General features: G+C 71.0%; 16 protein-coding genes and 1 pseudogene. 9 read left to right on the top strand and 8 right to left on the bottom strand.

Features of this window, described 5'->3' with window-relative positions; genetic code table 11:
- Window positions 1–183 precede the first annotated feature (183 nt).
- Entirely contained in the window at window positions 184–1398 is a 1215-nt protein-coding gene (locus OG395_RS43800; protein ID WP_327247877.1) for an ROK family protein, read from the bottom strand.
- Window positions 1399–1563: 165 nt separating this feature from the next.
- On the opposite strand from OG395_RS43800, the gene OG395_RS43795 reads away from it, so the two are divergent.
- From OG395_RS43795 to OG395_RS43785, 3 genes are all read left to right on the top strand, one after another.
- Complete coding sequence (locus tag OG395_RS43795; RefSeq protein WP_327247876.1) at window positions 1564–2781, top strand: MFS transporter; 1218 nt, start codon at window positions 1564–1566, stop codon at window positions 2779–2781.
- Between the two features lie 77 nt (window positions 2782–2858).
- Window positions 2859–3245 (top strand): SCO4225 family membrane protein, encoded by a 387-nt coding sequence (locus OG395_RS43790; protein ID WP_442818661.1) that lies wholly within the window; start codon window positions 2859–2861, stop codon window positions 3243–3245.
- A 21-nt stretch (window positions 3246–3266) separates the two neighbouring features.
- Window positions 3267–4055 carry a maleylpyruvate isomerase family mycothiol-dependent enzyme gene (locus tag OG395_RS43785; RefSeq protein ID WP_327247875.1) on the top strand — a complete coding sequence of 263 codons (789 nt, stop codon included), beginning with the start codon at window positions 3267–3269 and terminating at the stop codon, window positions 4053–4055.
- A gap of 49 nt (window positions 4056–4104) precedes the next feature.
- On the opposite strand, the gene OG395_RS43780 is transcribed toward OG395_RS43785, so the two are convergent.
- Window positions 4105–4506, bottom strand: coding sequence for a MarR family winged helix-turn-helix transcriptional regulator (locus tag OG395_RS43780; protein ID WP_327247874.1), 402 nt, complete (start codon window positions 4504–4506; stop codon window positions 4105–4107).
- A gap of 139 nt (window positions 4507–4645) precedes the next feature.
- On the opposite strand from OG395_RS43780, the pseudogene OG395_RS43775 reads away from it, so the two are divergent.
- From OG395_RS43775 to OG395_RS43765, 3 genes and pseudogenes are all read left to right on the top strand, one after another.
- A pseudogene (locus OG395_RS43775) lies at window positions 4646–4924 on the top strand (MFS transporter); the annotation flags it as partial.
- A 44-nt stretch (window positions 4925–4968) separates the two neighbouring features.
- Window positions 4969–5115, top strand: coding sequence for a hypothetical protein (locus tag OG395_RS43770; RefSeq protein WP_327247873.1), 147 nt, complete (start codon window positions 4969–4971; stop codon window positions 5113–5115).
- Between the two features lie 103 nt (window positions 5116–5218).
- Window positions 5219–5533 (top strand): DUF6332 family protein, encoded by a 315-nt coding sequence (locus OG395_RS43765; protein ID WP_327247872.1) that lies wholly within the window; start codon window positions 5219–5221, stop codon window positions 5531–5533.
- On the opposite strand, the gene OG395_RS43760 is transcribed toward OG395_RS43765, so the two are convergent.
- The 3 genes from OG395_RS43760 to OG395_RS43750 all read right to left on the bottom strand — a co-directional run bounded on the left by OG395_RS43760 (window position 5494) and on the right by OG395_RS43750 (window position 8943).
- Complete coding sequence (locus OG395_RS43760; protein ID WP_327247871.1) at window positions 5494–6159, bottom strand: response regulator transcription factor; 666 nt, start codon at window positions 6157–6159, stop codon at window positions 5494–5496. The two genes, OG395_RS43765 and OG395_RS43760, sit on opposite strands and share 40 nt — an antisense overlap.
- Window positions 6156–7535: a sensor histidine kinase gene (locus tag OG395_RS43755; protein WP_327247870.1), complete on the bottom strand. Its 1380-nt coding sequence runs from the start codon at window positions 7533–7535 to the stop codon at window positions 6156–6158. The genes OG395_RS43760 and OG395_RS43755 overlap by 4 nt, the downstream gene beginning before the upstream one ends.
- Window positions 7536–8199: 664 nt before the next feature.
- The gene (locus tag OG395_RS43750) at window positions 8200–8943 is read right to left on the bottom strand and encodes a TetR/AcrR family transcriptional regulator (RefSeq protein WP_327247869.1); all 744 of its coding nucleotides are present in this window, start codon (window positions 8941–8943) and stop codon (window positions 8200–8202) included.
- A gap of 130 nt (window positions 8944–9073) precedes the next feature.
- On the opposite strand from OG395_RS43750, the gene OG395_RS43745 reads away from it, so the two are divergent.
- Complete coding sequence (locus OG395_RS43745; RefSeq protein ID WP_327247868.1) at window positions 9074–9523, top strand: nitroreductase family deazaflavin-dependent oxidoreductase; 450 nt, start codon at window positions 9074–9076, stop codon at window positions 9521–9523.
- 279 nt (window positions 9524–9802) lie between these two features.
- On the opposite strand, the gene OG395_RS43740 is transcribed toward OG395_RS43745, so the two are convergent.
- Complete coding sequence (locus tag OG395_RS43740) at window positions 9803–11017, bottom strand: geranylgeranyl reductase family protein (protein WP_327247867.1); 1215 nt, start codon at window positions 11015–11017, stop codon at window positions 9803–9805.
- Between the two features lie 184 nt (window positions 11018–11201).
- On the opposite strand from OG395_RS43740, the gene OG395_RS43735 reads away from it, so the two are divergent.
- Window positions 11202–12566, top strand: coding sequence for a dipeptidase (locus tag OG395_RS43735; protein WP_327247866.1), 1365 nt, complete (start codon window positions 11202–11204; stop codon window positions 12564–12566).
- A 319-nt stretch (window positions 12567–12885) separates the two neighbouring features.
- A complete protein-coding gene (locus OG395_RS43730; protein WP_327247865.1) occupies window positions 12886–13596 on the top strand; it encodes an MBL fold metallo-hydrolase in 711 nt (236 codons plus the stop codon).
- Here OG395_RS43730 and OG395_RS43725 read toward each other — a convergent pair.
- Together OG395_RS43725 and OG395_RS43720 are read right to left on the bottom strand one after the other, a co-directional pair.
- Window positions 13555–14592, bottom strand: a complete 1038-nt coding sequence (locus tag OG395_RS43725) for an NUDIX hydrolase (RefSeq protein ID WP_327247864.1) — start codon at window positions 14590–14592, stop codon at window positions 13555–13557. The genes OG395_RS43730 and OG395_RS43725 overlap by 42 nt on opposite strands.
- A 426-nt stretch (window positions 14593–15018) precedes the next feature.
- Complete coding sequence (locus tag OG395_RS43720; protein ID WP_327247863.1) at window positions 15019–15426, bottom strand: PPOX class F420-dependent oxidoreductase; 408 nt, start codon at window positions 15424–15426, stop codon at window positions 15019–15021.
- Window positions 15427–15522 lie beyond the last annotated feature (96 nt).

Raw genomic sequence — 15522 nt, 5'->3', positions numbered from 1 at the left:
GGCAATCTCACCCCGCGGAGCCATGGCATTCCTGCTCGTCGGGGTGGGCACTGTCTGTGCCGCTGTACGGATTCCGGCGGAGTTCCACCGCCGGATGGCGTGAATCCGCCCGGCCGGGTCGCCCGGACGTTCGCTCTCGTCCCCGAGGCCGCGCGGTAGCGGCGCCGGACCTCACCCGCCGGTTCAGGCGAGTGCGGTCAGCGGATCGTCGAGGACGGGCTGCCAAGCCAGTTCCGCAGCGCCCACGAGGCTGTTGTGGTCGAGGGTGCACGGCAGGATCGGCACGCTGCCGCTGCGACCCCAGAGGCTGCGGTCGGCGACCACCGCGCGCAGTCGCTCCGGATCCGCGTCGAGCAGTGCACGGTGCAGCCCGCCGAGGATGATGCGGTCCGGGTTGAGGATGTTGACCAGGCCGGCGAGGCCGAGGCCGAGCCGGTCGATGAGCTCCTCGGCCGCGTTTCGTACCGCCGCGTCCTCGTACTCGGTGCGCAGCAGGTCACTCGCCTGCTTGAGCAGGGATTCCTCGGGGCCCGGTTCCCGGCGGGCGGCGGTCAGGAAGGCGAGCGGGTCGGTTTCGACGTCGAGGCAGCCGCGCCCGCCGCAGTGGCAGGGACGCCCTTCCGGGTTCACGGTGAGATGGCCGACCTCCAGGGCCAGACCCGAACTGCCGGTGTGCAGGCGGCCGTCGAGGACAAGGGCACCGCCGACGCCGCGGTGGCCCGTGGCCACGCAGAGCAGGTGCTGGGCCCCGCGGCCGGCGCCGTGCCGGTGTTCGGCGAGCGCGGCGAGGTTGACGTCGTTGCCGGTGAACGCGGGTCCGGGGATGCCTGCTTCCCGTACACACGTGGCAAAGATCTCGCGGACCGGAGCGCCTGCCGGCCAGGCGATGTGCAGGGGGTTGAGCGCGGTGCCCTCCGGTTCGGCCACGGCGGAGGGGACGGCGAGTCCCGCGCCGACGCAGCGCAGTCCGCTGTCGTGCAGCAACCGGGCACACGCGTCGACGACTTCGCCCACGACCTGCGCCGGGTCCGATGTGACCGTGACACAGCCGGGGGCGGTGGCGACGAGCCGCCCGCCGAGCCCGACCAGCGCGGCGCGGAACCCGTCGGCATGCACCTGCGCGGCGATGGCGACCGGACCGGACTCCCGGACGGCCAGCCGGTGCGAGGGGCGGCCCTGTGAACCCGCCGCGGAACCGGGGCTGGAGTCGACGCGGATGAGGCCGAGCGCCTCCAGCTCCGCGGCGACCGCGCCGGCGGTCGCGCGGGTGACGCCGAGCTCGGAGGTGAGCACGGCACGGGTGGGCGCGCGTCCGGTGTGGACCAGCTCCAGCGCGGGTCCGAGCGCACTCCGGCCCCTCTCCAACTTCGTCCGGGTGGTGGTCGCCTTGCCGTTCATGGGGCCGAGTCTCCCATGATCCGGAGCCGCTGCCGACGCCCCGGTGGCCGACTTCTGCCCGCTTCGGTCACGGAGGCCGCCCTGCGCAGCCAGGTCGGATGCCGCTGCCCGCTCCGGCAGGAGACCGTCTTGCGTCTGTTGTCCGTGGGCCCCTATGCTGAGTTTGTGCCGCAACTAAACAAACTGCGGACGGCCCTACCGGGGGGACCAGGCGGAGACACCGCCCCACCCTCGTCGGCCCGCCTCCGTACCGCACTGACCGTGTTCTTCGCCCTCGACGGCTTCCTCTTCGCCGGCTGGGTGGTCCGCATCCCGGCCATCAAGCACCAGACCGGTGCCTCCGCCTCCACCCTCGGCCTCGCGCTGCTCGGCGTCTCCGCCGGGGCGGTCATCACCATGATGCTCGCCGGTGGGCTCTGCCGACGATTCGGCAGCCACCCCGTGACCGTGGTGTGCGGAGTGCTCCTCTCACTCGCCATCGCCCTGCCCGCGCAGACGCATTCGGCGCTCGCGCTCGGTTCGGTGCTGCTGGTCTTCGGCGCGGCGTACGGCGCGATGAACGTGGCGATCAACAGCGCAGCGGTCGATCTCGTCGCCGACCTGCGGCGCCCCGTGATGCCCAGCTTCCACGCCGCGTTCAGCCTCGGCGGCATGCTCGGCGCCGGCCTCGGCGGACTGGTCGCCGGCGGGCTCTCCCCCGCCACCCACCTCTTCGTCCTCACCGGGGTGGGACTGCTCGTCACCGCCGCCGCCGGACCGACCCTGCTGCGGCACCGGGCCCCCCGGACCGTATCCGTGGCCGACCGCACCGAGGAGCCGCGCCGGTTGACCGGGCGCGCCCGCAAGGTGGTGCTGCTGTTCGGCGTGATCGCGCTCTGCACCGCGTACGGGGAAGGCGCACTGGCCGACTGGAGCGCGCTCCACCTGGAACAGGACCTGCATGCCCGCCCGGGCATCGCCGCAGCCGGATACTCCCTGTTCGCCCTGGCCATGACCGCGGGCCGGCTCACCGGCACCGCGCTGCTGGAACGACTCGGGCAGACCCGCACGCTCGTCACGGGCGGCGCCACCGGTGCGGCCGGCATGCTCCTCGGCTCGCTCGCCCCGACGGCCTGGCTCGCCCTGCTCGGCTTCGCCGTCGCCGGTCTCGGGCTGGCCAACATCTTCCCCGTCGCCGTCGGCCGGGCCGGCGAGCTGGCCGGTCCGAGCGGAGTGGCCGCCGCGTCGACGATCGGCTACGGCGGGATGCTGCTGGGGCCGCCCGCGATCGGGTTCCTGGCCGACTGGTTCTCGCTGCCCGTCGCTCTGACGACGGTGGCGGTGCTGGCGGGCGCGGCATCCGTGCTGGGCTATGCGGCTCGCCATGCGGTGACCCGCGCCTGATCGACGTACGCACGTCTCACGTACTGATGCCCGATTGAGTAGGTGTACTCAGGCAGGTGCCGCTCCCCGGTCGCACCATGGAAGTGTCAACCGTCTACGGGGAGCAGGCCATGAACAAGCAGCACCTTCGCGCGCTCGCACGACTGACCTTCGGCAATCCCGCCTCGCTGATCTACCTCGGCGTGGTTCTGGCGACAGCGGTGTTCGTCGCCGTGGACACCCTGTTCGTCCAGCACGAGGACGCTTCGTTCGCGGGCGTGTGGCTGTTCCTGCTCGCGGCGCCGACGGTGTTCGTGTTCTTCGTCGGCAGCACACTGTGGGGAGCGGACGCCGCCGGTCCGGCCTGGTTCGTCTATCTCGCCCTCGTCGTGTCCGTCCTGGTGCAGGCGCTCGCCCTCGGCTGGTTCGTCAGGCTGGTGCGCCGTGGCGGCCGGTCCCGTTCCGCCCGTCCCCAGGGTGCCTGAGCCGCTGTCACAATCTCGACCATGGAAAGCATGGAGAGCATGGAGACGACGGGTATCGCCGACCACATCAGGTCGCTCGCCGGCGCGGGACACCTGCTGGCCGCCGCGGCGGAACAGGCGGGGCCCGGCGCACCGGTGCCGACCTGTCCCGGCTGGCAGGTGCGCGATCTGCTCCGGCACACCGGCATGGTGCACCGCTGGGCGACCGCGTATGTCATCGAGGGCCACACCGCGTACCACCCCGACGGCGGGGAGCCCGATCTGGACGGGGGCGCCCTGCTCGACTGGTTCCGCGAGGGGCACGGCCGGCTGGTGGCCGCGTTGGCGGGCGCCCCCGCCGATCTGGAGTGCTGGACGTTTCTTCCCGCGCCGTCCCCGCTTGCGTTCTGGGCCCGACGGCAGGCGCACGAGACGACGATTCACCGGGTGGACGCCGAGTCCGCGCGCGGCGGTCCCCTGTCACCGGTGGCGGCCGCTCTTGCGCTGGACGGGATCGACGAGCTGCTGCGCGGGTTGCACGCCCGCCCGAAGAGCCGGGTGCGCACCGATGTCCCGCGTACGCTGCGGGTGTACGCCGCGGACACGGACACCGCATGGACCGTGCGCCTCTCGGCGGATCCGCCGCAGGCCGTCCGCACCACGGGTGCGGGCGAACCCGAAGACGGGTCCGTGGACTGCGAGTTGAACGGAACGGCCGAGGACCTCTATCTCACGCTCTGGAACCGGAAGCCGCTCACGGCGGTGGCGGTGTGGGGCGACCGGGGGCTCGCACGCCTGTGGTGCGAGAACTCCGGGATCACCTGGTCCTGACCGGCGTACGGGCAGGCGAGGGCCGCCCCCGCCGTGGTCCGCGCCGCACTCAGCCGGTCGCGCCGTTCAGCATCCGGGCGAGCACCGAGCGCTGCAACGGCTTCACCTCGGCATGGCGCGCCCGGCCCTTCGGCGTCAGCTCGACCCGGACGCCTCGGCGGTCCTCGCTGCACATCCCGCGGCAGACGAGATCGTCCTTCTCCAGCCGCGCGACCAGGCGTGACAGCGCACTCTGGCTGAGGTGGACCCGGGACGCCAGCTCCTGTACGCGATAGGCGGCGCCGCCGTCCTCCGACGCACCCTCCGCGAGGACGTCGAGCACCTCGAAGTCACTGGCGCCGAGGCCGTGCCGATGCAGCTCGCGATCGAGTTCGCACAACGTCCTGGCGTGCAGCGCGAGGATGTCCCGCCATTCGTCGACGAGCACGTGCTCGGGCTTGTTCGCGGCCATGTCCGCACGTTAGCAGAGAAGAGGTCGTTTGTTGCATCGGAATTAAATGCACTTGCATTCAATGCATGTGCATGAATTTTCCTCGCCATGACCACTCCGCTTCAACGTCCCTGATTCCCATGCGCACTGGAGCCCGCGGCTGTGGGGCACCCTGCTCGTGCTCTGCGCCGCGATGTTCCTGGACGCGCTCGACGTCTCCACGGTCGGCGTCGCTCTGACGTCCATCGCCGACGATCTCGGTCTGACCACCTCGACCCTGCAGTGGATCGTCAGCGGCTACATCCTCGGCTACGGCGGACTGCTGCTCCTCGGAGGACGTGCGACCGACCTCCTCGGCCGACGCCAGGTCGGCGGGGTGACCTTCCTGGCCGTCGTCGCCGCGGTGATCACGGCGCACGGCAGCGGCGACGGCTCCCCCAGGCGGTCCTCGACAGCTACCGCCCCGGCCTGCTGGTGGTGACGGTGATCGCGTTCATCGGACTGCTGATCACCCTGACCGGCCTGCGCCGCAGCCGGCCCGCTCAGCACACGGTGCTGGTCGCCTCGTCCGCCGGCGACCGGGCGGCCGCGGAGGCGGCAGCCGCCGAGAAGGTGGCGGTCCGGGACTGACCGGTCGGTCCGCTGCCCCGATGACCAACCAGCGCGGGGGGACGGGGCGGTGGGCGGCGCGGCATCCTTGCCCGCGGCCCACCGCCCCTGTGACACTTCGGACATGGGGCGACGAAGTCAGGAAGACCGGGACGCGATGACCGTCGAGATCGTCTTCGCCCTGGTCAGCGGGGCTGTTCTGGCCGCCGCCGCATTCATCGCCGTCGGCGCGGCCACCGTGTACCTCGACCTGTCGCGCACGGCGGAGCGAGTGGTGCTCCTGAGCGGGGCCGTCGTCTCGGCCGTCGTCTTCGTCGCCCGCCTCGTCGATGTGCTGTGGGGATTCCCCCGCCGGGGGCGCGGTCGCCCGACGGCCACGCTCCGCCCGCAGGATCCGTCTCAGCCGAGCCAGCCGGGACGCACGAGGCCCGACTCATAGGCGAGCACCACCAGTTGGGCCCGGTCACGTGCGCCCAGCTTCACCATGGCTCGGCTTACATGGGTCTTGGCGGTGAGCGGGCTGACGACCAACCGGCGGGCGATCTCCTCGTTGGACAGACCGATGCCGACCAGCGCCATCACTTCCCTTTCCCGTTCGGTCAGTTCACCCAGGCCGGCCGCGGCCGCGGGCTCCTTGGAACGGGCCGCGAACTCGGCGATCAGGCGACGCGTCACCCCCGGCGAGAGCAGGGCGTCACCGGCCACCACGGCCCGTACCGCCCGCAGAAGCTCCTCCGGTTCGGTGTCCTTGACCAGAAAACCGGAGGCGCCGGACCGGATCGCCTCGAAGACGTACTCGTCGAGCTCGAAGGTGGTGAGCATGACCACCTTGACGTCGTTCAGCTCCGGGTCGCCGGTGATGGTGCGGGTCGCGGCGAGACCGTCGAGATGCGGCATGCGGATATCCATCAGCACGGTATCCGGGCGCAGCTCACGCACCAGCCGCACGGCTTCCGCCCCGTCGGCGGCCTCCCCCGCCACCTCGATGTCCGGCTGGGCGTCCAACAGGGCGCGAAATCCTGCGCGGACCAGCAGCTGGTCATCGGCGAGCAGTACGCGGATCACGGTCTCTCCTCCGTCGTGTCCTGCACAATGTCCATGGTTGACGCAAAGTCCACGCTCGACGCCGGGTCCCCGTCCGACGCCGAGTGCAGGGGAAGCTCGGCCCGCACCCGGAAACCGCCGTCGGCCCGGGGGCCCGCCTCGATCGTGCCGCCCAGTGCGGCGGCCCGCTCCCGCATGCCGGCCAGCCCGTTGCCGCTGCCGCCCGCCTCGCTGCCGGTGGCGGGGCCGTCGTCGTCGATACGGAGCCGTACGCGGCCAGTCCCGTAGCCGATCCGGACCCGTGCGGTGCGCGAGCCCGAATGCCGCACCACGTTCGTCAGCGCCTCCTGCACTATCCGGAAGGCGGCCAGATCCGTACCGGGCGGGACAGCGCCGCGTACGCCTTCCGACTCCACCGTCACGGCCAGTCCGGCGCTCGCCGCCTGGTCGACGAGCTCGGGCAGCCGGTCGAGTCCGGGGGCCGGGGCCCTGGGGGCATCCCCTGGGGTACGGAGTGTGTCGAGGACTTGACGGACCTCGCCGAGGGCCTCCTTGCTGGCCGTCTTGATCGCGGTGAGGGCATTCCGGGCCTGCTCCGGGTCGGAGTCGAGCAGCGCGAGTCCGACGCCTGCCTGGACATTGATGACGGAGATGCTGTGGGCGAGCACGTCATGGAGCTCCCGGGCCATCCGGAGCCGCTCCTCGTCGGCCCGTCGCTTCTCGGCGGCCGCCCGTTGGGCACGCTGGGTGGCCCACTGCTCACGGCGTACGCGTACGAACTCCGCCGCCGCGACGATCGCCACCACCCAGGCGGCGACGCCCAGTTCCTGCCCCCAGGGTGCAGCCGAGTCGCCGCTCGGCGGCAGCCAGCGGTAGAGCCAGTGCGCCATCAGCAGGTGACCCAGCCACACCATTCCCACGGCCGCCCAGGCCGCCCGCCGGTGCCCCGCGACAACCGCGCTGAAGCAGCCGACGGCGACCGCGAGGAAAACCGGGCCGTACGGATACCCGGCGCCCAGATAGACCGTGGCCGCGGCCGCACTGCCGAAGACCGCCAGGACGGGGTGGCGGTGGCGCAGCACCAGCACGGCGACGGCGATGAAGAGCAGCACCCGGGCGAAGAGGTCCAACGGGGCGCGCTCACCGAGCTGGCCGCGGGCCGCGACGGAAGAGCCGATCATGACAAGGACGCCGAGGAGGAGGGTGGATGGCCAGGGCAGCCGGGCGGCGGACCGCTCACGCATCCCCGTCAGCCAGCGCGGCGGCCCGTCGTGTCCCCAAGGGCCCCAAGGCCCCCGGGGGCCCCCTGGGGCCGCGTGCGCCCAGGGCCGCCGCTGCGGCGGTCCGCCCTGCTCCCAGGGCGGACCGCCGCTTCCGTGTGAGCGCTGCTCTTCCATATCGGCAACGCTAGACCGCGGGCCTCGACAGCGGCGTCAGCCGGGCGTGGTGATCACACGTACTCCCTGCGGAGTACCGTTCCTGGGCAGCGAGCAGGAGTGACTCCTGGCTCACCGGCACGCCCCGAACGGTCTTGGGCGCACTGGTCCTCCGCTTTCGCATCCCGGGCGGCGACGCATATCCCGTATGCGCTCCGTCCCAGGCGGGCGGAATCCCTTACGACCTGGCCATATGGGTGTGGCCAGAGGCGACGGGGAGGCCCCGAACCATCTCGCTGGTGACACGGGGGCCCCGACCGCTGACGCCACACCCCGCGTCCCAGATCGCACCGAGAACGTTACGCACACCCCGCCGGGCATGCCCGCAGCTCGTCGCGCCATTCACCCCATCGTGCCCATGTTCGCCAAAACGATGTGTCTGCCCAGCAGTTGTGAACCCCGGCCGGCGCAGGCGAGATATCGGGCCGGGCCGACGGGCGGACATACGGGCCGGCGGGCTCAGAGCCTGTCGGGTGACCTTCGATCGGATAGCGGACGCGGTCTGGTGCGTGCGATTCCAAGGCGGCGGGATGTCCTCGTAGCGGAGCTACTAGGATATTTCGGCAACGCGGGAAGCGTGCGTGCCAGGGCGTGGCCGCCCGATCAGAGGTCACCCGACAGGCTCTCAGACACCGGCACTGTTGGTGGCCGTGCGGTCGGCCCGGTCGTCGAGGAGTCCGACGTTACGGGCCAGGTCGGCGACCGCCTGCCGGAAGAAGGCCTCCCTGGCTTCGACGATCCGGTTGAACTGGCCGAAGATCTCGAAGGAGATCAGCCCGATGAGCTGTGACCACGCGGCCACGAGAGCGGGGACGACCGCCGGAGGGAGATCGGGTGCGAAGTCGGCGGCCATCCTCTCGGCCTCGGGCCGCAGCTCGGCGGCGAGAGGCGGCACGGCGAGGCCGTCCGTGCGGTGGGCGTCTTCGACGATCCCGATGAAAACGAAGCCGATGCGGGAGGCGGGACCGACGGTCGCCTGGGGTGCCGTGTAGCCGGGCACGGGCGAGCCGTAGATCAGGGCGTATTCATGGGGGTGGGCGAGGGCCCACTCGCGTACGGCGCAGGCGACCGCGATCCAGCGGGCGAGATGGGCGGCGGGTGCGGGTGGAACCTCGCACGAGGCCCGGTGAGCGGTCTCGGCGGCCTCGCCCACGGCGTCGTACGCATCGACGATCAGGGCCGTGAGCAGCTCGTCGCGGCTGGGGAAGTAGCGGTACAGCGCGGACGAGACCATGCCCAGCTCACGTGCGACGGCGCGCAGTGAGAGTTTCGCGGCGCCTTCGGCTGCGAGCTGCTTTCTCGCCTCGTCCTTGATGGCTGCGGTGACTTCGATACGGGCCCGTTCCCTGGCTCCTCGGATGGTGCTCATGGAGCTCAGTCTGCCACGGATTGGAGCACCGACCAACAAAGAGAGCACCGCTCTTGCTTTTGAGCACCAACCCCGTGCAAACTGATCTCGAGCGAGAGCAGTGCTCACACTTTCCAACAAGGGGAATCTCATGTCCGTGCATGTTCAGAAGCCCGGCTGGTTCACGGTCAACGTCTTCAACCGCACCGTCGCCTGGATCACCCGACGCGGCATCAGCGTCTGGGGATCGAGGGTCCTGGCCGTCCGCGGCCGCAAGAGCGGCGAGTGGCGCCGCACCCCGGTCAACCTCCTGACCGTGGACGGGCAGCAGTATCTCGTCGCGCCGCGTGGCCATGTCCAGTGGACGCACAACATGCGGGCTGCCGGCGGCGGTGAGCTCCACCTCGGCAAGAAGACCGACGTCTTCACCGCCGTCGAGATCGCCGACGACGAGAAGCCGGAACTGCTGCGGGCCTACCTCAAGCGCTGGAAGGCGGAGGTAGGGGTGTTCTTCGGCGGCGTAGGCCCGGATTCGTCCGTCGAGGAGCTGCACCGCATCGCCCCCGACCACCCCGTCTTCCGGATCACGATCACATCCTGACCCGGACCGGCACGGAACCGCCTGTGCCCTTGCCGGGCAAGGGCCGACGGCCCCGACAGATCGCCCGCCGCAGGCGTCGCGGCCGGGCCTGCGGCAACCACCGGGGATCGACGGGTTCGCCTCCGACGGGCGCAGCACTGTCTGTCGATGTATCAACCGACGCATTGGACCGCGAGGCCCGGGCCACCCGCCGGGACGGGACCCGTCACCACCCATCGGCCCGAACTCCGTCCCACCGACGTCCTGGTCCGGTCGGCAGGGTGAGCGCCGAGAAACGGGCTAACGATCCATCGCCGACAGGGCCCGCTGCGCCAGCGGGTGAGTACGGACCAGCTCGGCCAGCGAGGTCGTCCCGCGGGTGACCCCGGCGAACGCCTTCCAGGCCGGGCGGAAACCGGTCAGCACCGCGTGCAGAATTCCCGGGCGGCGCTCGAACAGCTTCAGCATGCGCCGACCGACACCCATCTCGACGCCCAGCCCGGCCTTGATGGCGAAGGCGTAGTTGAGCGCCTGGCGGCGGGCGTCCACCGCGTCGTGCGATTCCGCGATCCGGACCGCCCACTCACCGGCGAGCCGCCCGGAACGCAATGCGAACGAGATGCCTTCGCGGGTCCACGGCTCCAGCAGCCCCGCCGCGTCGCCGCAGACGAGCACCCGCCCGCGCGACAGCGGCGAGTCGTCGCTGCGGCAGCGGGTGAGATGACCGGAGGAGATCTTCGGCTCGAACCCGGCGAGACCGAGCCGGGCGATGAAGTCCTCCAGATACCGCTTGGTCCCTGCGCCGTCACCGCGCGCCGAGATCACACCGACGGTCAGGGTGTCGCCCTTCGGGAACACCCACCCGTAACTGCCGGGCATCGGACCCCAGTCGATGAGCACCCTCCCGGCCCAGTCCTCCGCGACGGTGGCCGGGACCGGGATCTCCGACTCCAGACCCAGGTCCACCTGGTCGAGCTTGACCCCGACATGGGCTCCTATGCGTCCCGCACTGCCGTCGGCGCCGACGACCGCGCGGGCCAGGACGGTCTCGCCGCCGGCGAGCACCACGGCGACCGTGCGCCGGTCCGGGACCGAGGCGCCGTGCTGCTCGACCCGGGTCACCGATGCCCCGGTGCGGAGTTCGGCGCCCGCCTTCTGGGCCTCCTCGACCAGACCCGCGTCGAACTCGGGCCGGTTGATGAGCCCGAAGAGCATCCGCCTGGAGCGGCGGGTCCGCGCCAGCCTGCCGTTGAGCGAGAACGTCACCGCGTGGATCCTGTCCTGCAAGGGCAGTTCGAATCCGGGTGGCAGCGCATCACGGGAGTAGCCGATGATGCCGCCGCCACAGGTCTTGTAGCGGGGCAGTTCCGCCTTCTCCAGCAGCAACACCCGCCGCCCGGCGACCGCCGCCGCATATGCCGCGGAGGCTCCGGCCGGTCCGGCGCCGACTACGACGACATCCCACACGGACGACTCTTCAAGCTCACGTCCGGCGTCTGCGTTCTCGCTGCTCACGATGTGCTTCTGCTCCCGATCCCGACCAGTGGCCCAAGCTGCTCACGGCATCCTACGGCGCCTTGCGACCGGTCCCCGCTGTGGGAGGATCGACCGTGGGTTCGCCATACATGCAGCGCCGCACACACGGCGTTCATGCAGACGGATTCGTACACATAACGTCGCACCCACGAGGAGCGTGCCCATGACCGCCCATCCGATTTCCGAGACCATTGCCTCGCTGATGCCCCGTGCCAAAGCGGAGCTGACCGAGCTGGTGGCCTGCCAGTCGGTGGCGGATCCCGCGCAGTTCCCGAAGAGCGAGTGCGAGGCGGCCGCAGCCTGGGTCGCCGACGCACTGCGCGCCGAGGACTTCCAGGACGTCGCCCTGCTCGACACCCCCGACGGCACCCAGTCGGTCTACGGCTTCCTGCCCGGCCCGGCCGGCGCCCCGACCGTACTGCTCTACGCGCACTACGACGTGCAGCCGCCGCTCGACGAGTCGGCCTGGATCTCCCCGCCGTTCGAACTGACGGAGCGCGAGGGCCGCTGGTTCGGCCGCGGCGCGGCCGACTGCAAGGGCGGCTTCATCATGCATCTCCTCGCCCTGCGCGCTCTCAAGGCGAACGGCGGCGTCCCGGTCTCCGTCAAGGTGATTGCCGAGGGTTCCGAGGAGCAGGGCACCGGCGGTCTGGAGCGGTACGCCGAGGCGCACCCCGAGCTGCTGGCCGCCGACACCATCGTCATCGGCGACACCGGCAACTTCCGGGTCGGTCTGCCGACGGTCACCGCGACACTCCGCGGCATGACGATGCTGCGGGTCACCCTCGACACCCTCGAAGGGAACCTGCACTCCGGGCAGTTCGGCGGCGCGGCCCCCGACGCGCTGGCCGCGATGATTCAGCTGCTGGCGTCGCTGCGCGCCGAGGACGGCACCACGACCGTCGACGGGCTCACCACGGACGCCGAGTGGGACGGGCTGCAGTATCCGGAGTCCGACTTCCGCAAGGACGCGAAGGTCCTCGACGGTGTGGAGCTGATCGGCACGGGTACCGTCGCCGACCGCATCTGGGCCCGGCCCGCCGTCACCGTCATCGGGATCGACTGCCCGCCGGTGGTCGGCGCGACGCCGTCGCTGCAGGCGAGCGCGCGGGCGCAGATCAGCCTGCGGGTGCCGCCGGGCCAGGACGCGACCGAGGCGACGAAGCTGCTGACCGCCCATCTGAAGGCGCACGCCCCGTGGGGGGCGAGGGTCTCGGTGGAGCAGGTCGGCCAGGGCCAGGCGTTCCGCGCGGACACCTCCAGCCCGGCGTACACGTCGATGGCGCAGGCCATGGAAGCCGCGTACCCCGGCGAGAAGATGCAGACGTCCGGGATGGGCGGCTCGATCCCGCTCTGCAACACCCTCGCCGCGCTCTACCCGGAGGCGGAGATCCTGCTGATCGGCCTGAGCGAGCCGGAGGCGCAGATCCACGCGGTGAACGAGAGCGTGTCGCCCGAGGAGCTGGAGCGGCTGTCGGTCGCCGAGGCACTTTTCCTGCAGAACTACGCGGAGTCCAAGCGCTCCTGACGTCACATCACCTGTTCCGGGGCGGACGCACCTCTCGTACGCGGGGGGGCACGGCCGCCCCGGAATTCGCCTGTCTGCACCCGGTCCGCAGGATTCCCCCGCGCGGGGTCCGTGCCGGACCGGGCGCGGTCGTCCACCGGCCCGTCCCCGCGCGTTCCTGCGCCCTCTGCCGTGGTGCAATTTCATGTGCGGGCCCGGCCGGCGCGGATCCCGGCCCGCACGCGCACGGCCCACGGTTCTTCCGTGCTACGCGCTGAGCGAAGCTCGCCCAGAGCGTAGATCCGAGCGGCGGACGGACGGGTCTGCGTACGTTCACCCCATGGATCTCGTAGAGGTGCTCCCCCAGCTGCACATGTTCCGCTTCTCTATCGGCCAGGCGTATCTCTGGCGCGACGGCGCGGACCTGACCCTGATCGATGCAGGCGCCATCGGTGCGGCGACCGGCATCGAGGACGCCATGCACGGCCTGGGCCTGGACCCGGCCGGGATCAGCAGGATCATCATCACCCACGGCCACCGCGACCATTACGGCGCCGCTCAGGAGCTCGCCGACCGGTACGGGGCCGAGATCCTGGCCCACCGTCTCGACGCCCCGGCAATCCGTGGCGAGGAGCGGGTCCCCGATCCCGTACTGCTCGACTGGGAACGTCCGCTGTACGAGCGTGCGCTGACCGTGCCCGCGGCCCCGCCGACCCGGGTCGACCGTGAACTGACCGACGGCGACGAACTCCCCTTCGGCGGCGGGGCGCGCGTGGTCCACTCCCCCGGGCACACACCCGGGTCACTCGCCATCCATCTGCCGCACCATGATGTGCTGTTCACAGGCGACTGCGTGGCCGGGGTGGGTCAGGTGATGCTGGGTGTCTTCAACACGGACCGGGCCGAGGCACTGGCCTCGTTCCGGCGGCTGGCGGCGCTGACCCCGTCCACGGTCTGCTTCGGGCACGGTGATCCCCTCACTGTCGACGCCGCCGCCGTGCTGCGGTCGTCAGCCGACCGGGACTCCGGCCTCCAGGTTGAGCACGGTTGACCGCTCGCGGGCTCGCAGCGCCCAGCGGAGCCGCTCGTACCGGTGCGGCGGCAGCATCGTTGCGGCCTCCGCCTCGGTGACGAACCGCCAGCCGCGCAGTTCGGAGCCGGGCAACAGCAGCCGTTCGGCATCCTGGCAGTGCAGCAGCCCGCCGTCGAAGAGCAGCCTCAGCCCTCCGTACCCGGGCGGGTGCGGCGGCTCCCAGTCGACGACGAGCAGGCTCGGGATCCGGTCGAGCTGAATCCCTATCTCCTCGGCCACTTCCCGTATCCCGGCCTGTGCCGGTGCCTCGCCGGGCTCCACCACCCCGCCGGGAAATTCCCAGCCGGGCTTGTAGGTGGGGTCGACGAGCAGGACCCGGTCGTGTTCGTCGAAGAGCAGCACCCCGGCGGCGAGGGTCTCCGAGGCCGGCGCGGGCGTCTGCACGATCTCGCACACGCCGGCGGCCCCGGTGCGTACGGCGTCGGCGATGCGCTCGGCCGTCTCGTACGGGGTCAGCGCGCTGGTGTCGATGGTGTGGGCGTCCGCGGAGATCCAGCCGAGCGCTGTCCGGTAGGGCTCGATGTGTGCGTACGCCCACTGCCGTACCCGCTCGCCGGCTTCCGGGTCGTCCGGTAGGTCCTCACGGTCGGCGATCCGCTGCCGCAGGATCGTTTCCTCAGGTGAGAGCAGTACATGACGCACGGGAATGCGTCTGGAGGCGAGCCCCCCGAACATCTCGTCGCGGTACTCCTGTCGCAGCAGCGTCATCGGCACCACGAGCACCCCGGGCACCTCGGCGAGCAGAGCGGCAGCCGTATCCACCACCAGCCGCCGCCAGATCGGCAGGTCCTGGTAGTCGGTCACCTCGGCGAGCCTCTTCTGGGGCAGCAGGTACCGCAGTCCCCCGCCGATCAGTTCGGGGTCGTAGAAGGTGCTGTTCGGGATCAGATCGATCAGTTCGCGCGCGGCGCTCGTCTTGCCCGCGCCGAACGCGCCGTTGATCCAGACGATCACGGTTCCCCCCTCTTCCGTAGCCCTCTGTGGCTTGCCCGCAACACCCTGCCGCGAAAACCCGGCTGTGGCGATGTTGTTGCACGAAAGCACGTGCCGGACGCCCGTCGGCAGGCGTCCCACCGTACGAGTCGGACGCCCCAGCGGCCGTAACGGGGACGGCGGGGCGTCGTTGGAGCCGACGAGGCAAGGGGGGTGCACGGTGCAGCGCACAGTACTGGAGCGTTTTCCCGCGGGAGGTCCGCGAGGCAGCTGGCCTGCGGAGGAGTTCGCGGCTGCGCGCCGGGGCGAGGGTGTGGCGGCCGAGGTCGTGATGGACCTGAGGAGGACGCGTTCCTGGTGGTCGTACCGCAGCAGGCGGCGGACCGGGTCCGTTGAGCCCGCCCCGCGCCTGCCGCCACGGCCTGCGGCCGGATTCCGGTCGTCGTGTCAGAGCCTGCCGGTGACCTTGACGGGAGAGACCCGCACGACAACCCGCTGACCGTCGTTCTTCGAGGCCGGATTGAACGTTGCGTAGTCCTGACCGGTGTACTTGTGCGCCAGCTCGTTCAACAGCTCGTGGGTGCTGTCGGTCGTGACGGTGGCGGTACCGCGGATCTCTGCATAGGTGTACGGGTTGTCGGGCGGGCTGATCAGCAGGGTGATGCGAGGGTCGCGGGCAGCGTTCTTGCCCTGCAGCCGGTCCACGGTCGTGGAGAACAGCAGGTCATCTCCGTCGCGCGTGATCCAGACAACGGTCAGATGCGGCCGCCCGTCCGGCAGGACGGTGGCTACGGTGGCGAAGGCCTTCGAGTCGTCGAGGTACTTCTTCAAATCATCGGAGAGCTCGGCTGCCACAGTCGGAATCCTTCGGTCGAGGTCGAGGTCGGGGTCATGGATGGTTCGACGCCCCGGGAGTACATCGGGGTCAACTCCCCTCACCGCAACAGAAAT

The organism is Streptomyces sp. NBC_01320, from assembly GCF_035974375.1.
Taxonomy (GTDB): domain Bacteria; phylum Actinomycetota; class Actinomycetes; order Streptomycetales; family Streptomycetaceae; genus Streptomyces; species Streptomyces yanii.
Note: the sequence above shows the minus strand (reverse complement) of the source record. Positions and strands in the feature narration are given on the sequence as shown.

Bases quoted from the DNA above. Each gene is read 5' to 3' on its own strand.
- OG395_RS43800 (WP_327247877.1), bottom strand. From the start codon at position 1,398: ATGAACGGCAAGGCGACCACCACCCGGACGAAGTTGGAGAGGGGCCGG.
- OG395_RS43790 (WP_442818661.1), top strand. From the start codon at position 2,859: ATGGAAGTGTCAACCGTCTACGGGGAGCAGGCCATGAACAAGCAGCAC.
- OG395_RS43785 (WP_327247875.1), top strand. From the start codon at position 3,267: ATGGAAAGCATGGAGAGCATGGAGACGACGGGTATCGCCGACCACATC.
- OG395_RS43780 (WP_327247874.1), bottom strand. From the start codon at position 4,506: ATGGCCGCGAACAAGCCCGAGCACGTGCTCGTCGACGAATGGCGGGAC.
- OG395_RS43765 (WP_327247872.1), top strand. From the start codon at position 5,219: ATGGGGCGACGAAGTCAGGAAGACCGGGACGCGATGACCGTCGAGATC.
- OG395_RS43755 (WP_327247870.1), bottom strand. From the start codon at position 7,535: ATGGAAGAGCAGCGCTCACACGGAAGCGGCGGTCCGCCCTGGGAGCAG.
- OG395_RS43750 (WP_327247869.1), bottom strand. From the start codon at position 8,943: ATGAGCACCATCCGAGGAGCCAGGGAACGGGCCCGTATCGAAGTCACC.
- OG395_RS43745 (WP_327247868.1), top strand. From the start codon at position 9,074: ATGTCCGTGCATGTTCAGAAGCCCGGCTGGTTCACGGTCAACGTCTTC.
- OG395_RS43735 (WP_327247866.1), top strand. From the start codon at position 11,202: ATGACCGCCCATCCGATTTCCGAGACCATTGCCTCGCTGATGCCCCGT.
- OG395_RS43730 (WP_327247865.1), top strand. From the start codon at position 12,886: ATGGATCTCGTAGAGGTGCTCCCCCAGCTGCACATGTTCCGCTTCTCT.